This window comes from Maribacter sp., from assembly GCF_049667165.1.
Lineage (GTDB): Bacteria > Bacteroidota > Bacteroidia > Flavobacteriales > Flavobacteriaceae > Maribacter_A.
Map to the genome: position 1 here is coordinate 21,994 of NZ_JBATHS010000060.1, position 6,853 is coordinate 28,846.

The window sequence follows — 6,853 nt, forward strand, 5'->3', positions numbered from 1 at the left end:
TTATTTAATTCTTGTTCTTGGAAGCATTGTTTTTTGGGAAGATCACGGTAAATACAGTTCCTTTTCCCGGTTGGGATGTAAAATCTATACTGCCGTTAAAGGTTTCCACAATATTCTTAACCATGCCCAAGCCCAAGCCCATACCACTGGATTTGGTGGTAAACTTGGGCTCAAAGATCTTTTCGGTGAAATCATCGGCAATACCAATGCCGTTATCAGCAACGGAGATTTTAACATTATTGCCCTCAGAGGCCACTGTTACCAATATTCTTGGGGAAGGTTGGTCGATCATAGCCTGGGTAGCATTCTTCACCAAATTGGTCACTACGCGGATCAGTTGGGTCCTATCCCATTTGGCAATGATCTCTTCTTCATCACAGATAAAGTGAATGTAGGGTTCGTTAAAAATATCCAATGCCAAACGGACTATTTTTACCACATTCAAGGTTTCATTCTGTTGGGCCGGCATCTTGGCAAAATTTGAAAAGGCAGAGGCTATACTGCTCATGGTATCAATTTGCTGGATCAAGGTATTGGAATACTCCTTGACTTTCTTCTTGATATCGGGATCCGATGGATCGAACTTGCGTTCAAAACTTTGAACGCTCAATCGCATTGGGGTCAATGGGTTTTTGATCTCATGTGCCACTTGTTTCGCCATTTCACGCCAAGCTTGTTCACGCTCACTACGGGCTAATTTTACCGCACTTTGCTCTAGTTCGTCTATCATGGCGTTATACGCATTTACCAACTTCCCAATCTCTGAACTGGTTTCTTTTACAAATATCTTTTTGTTGCGTTTGGTCAAATCGGTTTTGCCCATCATCTCGGTCACTTCATCGAGAGATCGGGTTATATATTTTGAAATAAAGTAGGCAAGACCAATGGCGATGAGGAGCATCAACAAATATACGCCCGCTAATCGTCCCAGGAATTCCTTAAGTTCCATATCATTAAAAGTAGGGTCTTCATAATACGGTAAATTTAATATACCAATAGGTTTAAACTTATTGTCATTGATATACGTATATGAAGCTTGGTATTTGTCGCCTGCCGCGGAGTTCTCCTCAACATATCGTTTTTCCGCACTGGCTTCAAGTCTATTGAGAACTTCGACGTCTAAACAGTTTGATATGGAATCTTCTTCAAATTTGGGCCTAGAGCTTTTTATCAACTCCCCTTCAAGATCGTAAATATTGAAATTTACATTTTGAACGTCTGCAATATGATATATTTCTTCAAAAAATATCGAACCTAAATTTTCGGTAGTTACAGGAAAAGTAGTTTTTTGAAGCGTATATCTGATACTCAGTTTAATTTGTTCTTCTTTACGCTCCAAACGATCTTCGTGGTAATCTTTTGTCTGCTCGCGATATTGAAACACCGTAATAGCTGCAATCAAAATAGATGCAATTAGAACCAACAAGATCATGGTTGAGAAAATTCTTGAACGGAGTGACAGGTTTTTGAACAAGTTTCTGGAATTTGTTGTTAAATATAGCAATTATCAGGCCATTTTAGGGGAGTTGACGGCAGTCCAATCCCGCTAACTTTGTTATATCGAGTGACTTCGATGGAACCAATACCTCACTTGGCGCGTCAATGACCTATGCATTTGGATTTTTTTGCTGTATACGTCGGTACAATCGGATCCCCAACATCAAGAGAATCCCCAACACAATGATACCGACCACCCCGAAAATCCAGTTGAAGGCACTTTTGAGAATGACCAAAAACACAACGGCAAATAGGATCAACGTGGCTCCTTCGTTCCAAATGCGCATAAACCGAGAGGTATAATTTACCTCATCGCGTTGCAATTGCTTAAAGATCTGATGGCTCTTTAAGTGATATAAAAATAGGAGCACAACAAAACCCAATTTAACGAGCATCCAGGGTTCCGTTAACCAAATCGGTTGTATAACCAACAACCAAATGGCAAAAATGGTAGATAGAATAGCCGAGGGCCATGTGATGATATTCCATAGGCGTTTGGTCATCAATTTTAACTGTGTCGTCAAGATTTCCTTATCCGGGGATGGCTTTTGCGAAGCCTCGATATGATAAATGAACAAACGGGGAATGTAAAATAGTCCTGCGAACCAGGTAACGATAAAAATCAGGTGCAATGCCTTGATGTAATTGTAATACTCCATGTTATTCATTGATTCTAATGGCGCCAACACCGGCTTCCCATAATTGTTTATTAATTGAAGGAATCTCTATATTAATCAATCTATCCGCTTCTTTACTAAGTATGTCCCATTGGGAATCCAATTCGGCTTTACGATCTTTTGATGATAGATTTACCCTGGGTATGCTACTATTGGTCGCATCTATCAAAAATAGATATTCTGCCGTGAATTTATTTGGAAAATTCTCGACATCGTCATAAGCCTTTGATTTTCTTTGAACCATATCCTTATCCCAAACATCCAATTGCGTCAATAATTTTTCGCCTGCAGCCTTTAAATCCGTGTTCTTTATATCTTTAAGAACCGATTTCAATTGTTTCTGAACTTTGAACAACGAATTTACCTTATTGTGCATCAAAGAAAGTTTCTGCTCCATTTCAGTCATAAACGCATCGTATTCTTCGTATTGACCGGCTTTGGTCTCATAGATTGGCACTTCAACTATCTTACCGTTGGCAGTGACAACTTCCTCCCCTACTTTTAGCTTTAAGGTGTACTCTCCCGGGGGAGCTTTATGCCCTCTAAAACGTGCTTCCATATATACATTTGGTATCCCTGGCAATGATGCATGTTCCATATTCCATACAAACCTATTCAATCCTTCTTTTTTATTTAATAATGGTTCCTGTGGCGGGCCACCTCCATTGAACTTAACGGTATCCTTATCCCGTTTTGAACTGAAAGTTCGAACCACTTTTCCCTTTGAATCTGCAATCTCTAAAGAAATATTGGTAGAATCTGAAAGTTTGGGCAGCTCATAATAAATGACCATGCCGTTTGCAGGATTTACCCCATTGAAAGGATTAGTGCCCTTGAATTTATCTGAATTTCCACTTAATGGACTTCTCCATGAACCGTTTAAAGCGTCCGCAGGTTTCATTATTCCCAATCCCTTTTTTGAAGGCCGGTATTGCTCCAACGCCTTTAAATCATCCAATATCCAAAACGACCTGCCCGATGTGGCTACAACAAGATTCCCTTTATGTACTTTCAAATCCGTAATTGGTGTTTTTGGTAAATTTAATTGAAAAGATTCCCAGTTTTTTCCACCGTTCCAAGATACAAATATTCCTTTCTCTGTTCCAGCGAACAATAAGTCCTTGCGTGTTTGATCTTCACGCACAACTCTTGTGAATGCGCCATACGGTATTCCAGAACTTATATTGGTCCATGTTTTTCCGTAATCAGTGGTTTTATAAAGAACAGGCGTGTAATCATTGAATTTGTAGCGGGTAGTCGCGATATAGGCCGTAGCTGGATTATGCGGTGAAACCTCAATGGCATTGATTAAACATTCTTTTAATCCTTTTGGCGTAACATTCTGCCAAGTTGAACCATTGTCTTTTGTAATATGAACAAAACCATCATCGCTACCGGTCCAAAATACCCCTTTTTCATGAGGCGATTCAATCATATAGGCTATAGTGCCATAATTTTCGGCCCCAACGGCCTCAATGGTATATGGACCACCACCTTTTCCTTGTTTATCATCCATGTTTCGGGTCAAATCTGGTGAGACTTCTTCCCAAGTTACTCCAATATCCCTCGTTCTTAGTACCAATTGGGCACAATGGAAAAACGTATTTGGTTCATGCTGGGATTTAATGATCGGGGCATTCCAATTATACAGGTATTTCATATCTCTGGCTGCCCTTCCCAAATATTGAATAGGTGCGGCCATAATCTGTGTCGAGGCTTTCGATTCCATATCCAAGGCCTCAATAGTCCCTAAATAACTTCCGCCCAAAACATACCTGGGATTGTCTGGATCAAAAGCCAAAAAGGCACTTTCGCCCCCAGCGGCATAGGTCCAATCCTGTCCTGTAATTCCACCTCTCCCAAGGGAAAGACTTGCAATCCTTACTGAGGTATTGTCCTGTTGGCCTCCATAAATATTATAGGGGAACAGATTATCCACACTGATCCTATAAAATTGGGCGGTGGGCATAATATCCTGCGAAGACCAGGTTTTACCGAAATTAAAGCTAATTGCAGCCCCACCGTCATTGGCAATAACCATATTATTGGAGTTGTCTGGATTGATCCACAAATCATGATAATCACCATGTGTACCTGTCAACGTTTCCCAGGTTTTTCCGCCGTCAATAGAACGCAAGGCTGGCGCACTCATCACATAGACCGTATTTTCATCGTTAGGATCAGTAAACACCTCTATGTAGTACCAGGCGCGTTGCACCAAACGATTATCCCCGCTTGCCATGCTCCAGCTTTTTCCCGCATCGTTGGATACGAAAAGTCCACCTTTGTCCTTATCGGAATCACTTTCAACCACCGCATATACCTTGTTAGAATTGGCCGGACTCACAGAAACGGCCATTTTACCCTTTTCTTTAGGTAAACCTTTTTCAATTTTGAACCAACTTTCGCCACTGTCGGTAGATTTGTACATACCACTACCTTCACCGCCACTAATCACAATATTTGGCTTTCGTTGGTGGTGCCACATGGCTGCATACATTATTTCGGGATAATTGGCATCCATCGATAATTCTGAACAGCCTGTCAAATCATTGACGAACAAGGTATTTTTCCATGTTTTGCCCCCATCGGTTGATTTATAGATTCCTCGTTCTTTATTAGGACCATATAATGCACCCTGTGCAGCAACATAAACAATATCCGGATTGGTTGGGTGTATTACAATTCGGGCAATATGTTGCGTGGCCTCCAATCCCATTTTCTGCCATGTTTTACCAGCGTCCGTAGACTTATAAACGCCGTCCCCATAGGAAGTCATAACGCCTCTGGGAGCATGCTCGCCCATACCACAATACAATATATTCGGGTTCGACGAAGAAGCTGCTATGGCCCCTACTGAACCCAATTCAAAAAAGCCATCAGAGATGTTTTCCCAGCGTTGACCAGCATCCGAAGTTTTCCAAAGACCACCTCCTGTAGTCCCCATGTAATACGTCATTGGGTCGCCAACGACACCAGTAGCCATTACCGATCTACCGCCCCTAAACGGACCGATATTTCGATATTTCAAGGGTTTAAAATAATCTTCAGCCGTTTGGGCGAAGCCCATTGAGGTTGCTATGACAAGGAATAGAAGTGGTAATTTTTTCATTTTTGGTTTTAGCTTGTAAAGTATTAATCTATTTTCTCTATTTCAACCCAGAATGGAAGAATCTTTTCATTATCGATGGAATAAAACGGAATTAAATCACAGTCCAATTTTGGTAATTGTATATTTTTCATTTCAATGCTATCCGCATTTTCAAAGTCATGTATCTTTTGATTGATCCTCGCTCCGGTTTCAAGGTACATTTTACCGCCTTTGGGAATTGGAGCTACAAATCTAAACGTAATTCGATAGATTCCTTTCGCAATGGAGACCCTCCATTTTCCATAAATTTCTTCCTGTGCCCAGATTCCCCTTTCCCCGCTAGCATCATTTCTATTGAGGAAAACCGGATTTTCATGTTCATTACCTATTTGAATGCGAGGTGGATCCGTAATATTGGGAGACGATAACAATTCGTTGTACCACGCATCCATTTCTGCTTTAAGGGAAACCGCTATGTCCTCGTTTTGATGCACCAAATTATGTTCTTCATAAGGATCCTCTTCGATGTTGAACAGTTCAAAATCCGCTATAGCGGCATCATAATCAGTGTGTGCCACCAATTTAAAAGATCCTTTTTGTGCCGCCATATTATGGTATAATTCCGGGTAACGCCGTGTCCAATAAAAAAACAGGGGCCTGTTTTCCCAAGCCACCTTTTTGTTGTTCAAAAGGGGAACCAAGTTCCTCCCGTCCATTTTTTTATTTTCGGGCAGTTTTACATCGCAAATCTCCGATAGGGTGGGCAATATGTCGATATGGGCCGTTGTGGTTTCAATAGCCCTATTGCCTTTATATTTAGATGGATATCTCATATAAAAAGGCACCCGAACACCGCCGCGATATACACTTCCCTTTCTGCCCCGTAGACCGGCAGTATACCGGACTTGCTGAGGGCCGTTATCGGTCATGAATATGACCAGTGTATTCTCTGAAATATGCAGATCTTCGAGTTTTTGCATCAATTTGCCAATATGGTCATCTATATTCGAGACCATGGCATACACTTTTCGCGCATCTTCCTTGTCCTGTTCACTCATGGCAACAAAGGGCCTAGGATCGCCATCAAAACCCGAAGCAGGGTCAATGTCCTTATAGCGCTCATAATAACTGTCTGGCACCTGTAAGGGGGTATGCGGGGCATTGAAGGATAAGTAGCAGAAAAACGGCTGCTCATGATTCTCTTCGATAAAGGCAATGGCCTTATCGGCAAAAATATCACTGCAATAGCCCTCATAGGCTTGTTGTTTGCCATTATGCCAGAGTATGGGGTCAAAGTAACTTTTGTCCCCCTTAAAATAGGTGGTGAAATCCCCAACCTGACCCATGCCGCCCGAAAGATGAATGAGCGACTCATCAAAACCTTGGTCCATAGGTCTGGAAGGATAATTATCCCCTAAATGCCACTTCCCAAAAATCCCTGTTTTGTAATCGGCCTGATGCAACATTTCGGCAAGGGTCACCTCATTGGCCGCCATGATAGCGCCTCCGTTATAGGTATCCCTGATTCCGGTCCTTAGTGAATATCGCCCTGTCATTAAACTCGCCCTTGTTGGGGCACATACCGGGG

The 6,853-nt window shown here is 41.7% G+C and carries 4 protein-coding genes; all 4 read right to left on the reverse strand.

The window, feature by feature from the left end; all coding sequences use genetic code 11:
* Positions 1-4: 4 nt before the first annotated feature.
* Complete coding sequence (locus tag WBM98_RS03835) at positions 5-1,432, reverse strand: ATP-binding protein (protein WP_424364701.1); 1,428 nt, start codon at positions 1,430-1,432, stop codon at positions 5-7.
* 175 nt (positions 1,433-1,607) lie between these two features.
* The gene (locus WBM98_RS03840) at positions 1,608-2,156 is read right to left on the reverse strand and encodes a CopD family protein (RefSeq protein WP_424364702.1); all 549 of its coding nucleotides are present in this window, start codon (positions 2,154-2,156) and stop codon (positions 1,608-1,610) included.
* A 1-nt stretch (position 2,157) separates the two neighbouring features.
* Positions 2,158-5,286, reverse strand: coding sequence for a glycosyl hydrolase (locus tag WBM98_RS03845; protein WP_424364703.1), 3,129 nt, complete (start codon positions 5,284-5,286; stop codon positions 2,158-2,160).
* 23 nt (positions 5,287-5,309) lie between these two features.
* On the reverse strand, positions 5,310-6,853 hold a 1,544-nt coding region (locus WBM98_RS03850), incomplete at its 5' end, for an arylsulfatase (RefSeq protein ID WP_424364704.1).